Annotated in this window: 1 protein-coding gene; it reads left to right on the top strand. The window is 49.2% G+C overall.

The features are described 5' to 3' along the window. On the top strand, nt 1-2,382 hold a 2,382-nt coding region (locus B3C94_RS20695; RefSeq protein WP_293907288.1), incomplete at both ends, for a response regulator.

Here is a 2,382-nt window from a genome sequence, read left to right as displayed (position 1 = left end):
TTCGCCCCAGGTGAGGGTATGGTCGGCCAGGTCTTTAAAGACGGCAATGAGAAATTATTCGAACACCTCGAAAATACCCGTTATGTCATCAGTTTCGCCGCCGGAAAGGTGCAGGTGAACAACCTTTTTATCCTGCCTATTTTTGATGGCAACCAATGTATCGGTGTGATGGAGCTGGGATCATTGCAGCCTTTTTCTTCTATACAGCTGGCCTTCTTCAGGGATGTTGTGCAGAAGGTGGGGACCACACTTGCCGCAGCACAGGCCAGACTGGTGGTGCAGAATTTATTGGAGGAGACCCAGGCACAGACCGAAGAACTTCAGGCGCAGCATACCGAACTGGAATCGCTCAACTCGAGCCTCGAAATGCATACCCATAAACTGCAGGCTTCGGAAGAAGAACTCCGCGTGCAGCAGGAGGAATTGGTGCAATCCAACCGCGAACTGGAGGAGCGATCGCGGTTGTTGGAAGATAAAAATATGGAAATCGCCGAACGCAACGAGGAAATCCAGAAGAAAGCGGCTGAACTTGCACAAAGTACGCGCTATAAATCTGAATTTTTGGCCAATATGTCGCATGAACTGCGTACACCACTCAATTCAATTCTCTTGCTTTCTCGATTGATGGCCGAAAATTCGGACGGCAACCTCAATGACGAACAGATGGAATCGGCGGCCGTGATCCAGAGTTCGGGAAAAAGCCTGCTGACCTTGATTGACGAAATTCTGGACCTTTCCAAAATAGAATCTGGAAAAATGGATCTGGATATACAGCCTGTATTTTTTGCCGATGTACTGAATGGCCTGTCGTCTATGTTTGGACCAATTGCCGCCGACAAACAGCTCGGATTGGAAATGAGCGCAGCAGCAGGATTACCGGCCCAGCTTGAAACGGACAAACAGCGCCTGGATCAGATTTTACGCAATTTGCTCTCCAATGCCATTAAATTTACGGCTTCGGGCAAAGTAACCTTAAATATCGATCGAGAGCAGTCATCCGGAAAGCGGATAGTATTTGAAGTGCGGGATACGGGTATCGGCATACCAAAAGACAAACAGCATCTCATATTTGAGGCTTTTCAGCAAGCCGATGGTTCTACTCGCCGCAAATTTGGCGGTACCGGGCTGGGACTCTCCATCAGCAGGGAGCTTGCGCGCCTGCTCGGCGGCGAAATCCTGCTGGATAGCGAAGAAAATAAAGGCAGTGTATTTCGTCTGATTCTTCCCGAGCAAATTTCGGGTGCGATTCCGGCCGCCTTTGGTACCGAGCAAGCGTGGCCAATTGCCACGGAAGAGAAGCCCGAATTGACGGAGCAAGTGTCATCAAGGGAAGTGCAGCCTGTAGAAAAGCAGCTGGAAATACCTATTCCAGCGGATATTCCGGATGATCGCGATAGCATCGTGGCTGGCGACCGTTTCATCCTGATCGTCGAAGATGATATTGAGTTCGCAAAGATTCTGCTCAAATATACGCGCCAACAAAACTACAAAGGGATTGTGGTGGTGCGCGGTGATATTGCGGCCGAAATGGTCGCGCGTTATATGCCGCTGGCGGTCCTGCTGGATATTCAGCTCCCACTCAAAGATGGCTGGCAGGTCATGGCTGAGATCAAAGAAAATCCCAAAACAAGACATATACCGGTGCACATCATGTCTTCTCTGCAGGTCAAAAGAGAAAGTCTGCTTCAGGGGGCGATAGACTTTATCAATAAACCGATGGCACTAGAACAGATGGGCGATATGTTCCGCAAAATAGAGGATGCCCTCACGCGCCATCCCAAAAAAGTCCTTATTGTTGAGGAAAACCCCAAACATGCGGCGGCCCTGTCGCTTTTCCTTGGAAGTTTTAACATTGCTTCGGAGATCAAGAGCAATGTGGAGGAAAGTATTGCTGCCCTGAGCTCGGATACCGCCGACTGTGTGATCCTTGATATGGGGGTCCCAGACCGTGTGGGCTACGAGACACTGGAAGCTGTCAAACGTAACCAGGGACTCGAAAACTTGCCGATTATTGTGTTTACCGGCAAGAACCTTTCGCAGGTGGAGGAAATGAAATTAAAACGTTATGCAGATTCCATCGTTGTAAAAACAGCAAATTCCTATCAGCGCATTTTGGATGAAGTAGGGTTATTTTTGCATCTCGTCGAAGAAAATAACGGTCCTGCTGCTAAAACCAGCGGCAGACTCGGTTTTTTGCAGGATGTCCTGCAGGGTAAAAAGGTGCTCGTAGCGGATGACGATATCCGCAATATCTTCTCTCTCACCAAGGCACTTGAAAAGTATCAGATGACCGTCATCCCGGCAACCGACGGAAAGGACGCGCTGAAACAGCTGGAAGAAAATCCGGATGTGTCGGTGATCCTGATGGATATGATGATGCCG

Origin of the sequence: Sphingobacterium sp. UBA5670, assembly GCF_002420705.1 — a bacterium.
In the GTDB taxonomy this organism is placed as follows: Bacteria; Bacteroidota; Bacteroidia; order Sphingobacteriales; family Sphingobacteriaceae; genus Sphingobacterium.
The sequence above is the reverse complement of the archived record's forward strand: the minus strand, read 5'-3'. Positions and strand labels throughout refer to the sequence as shown.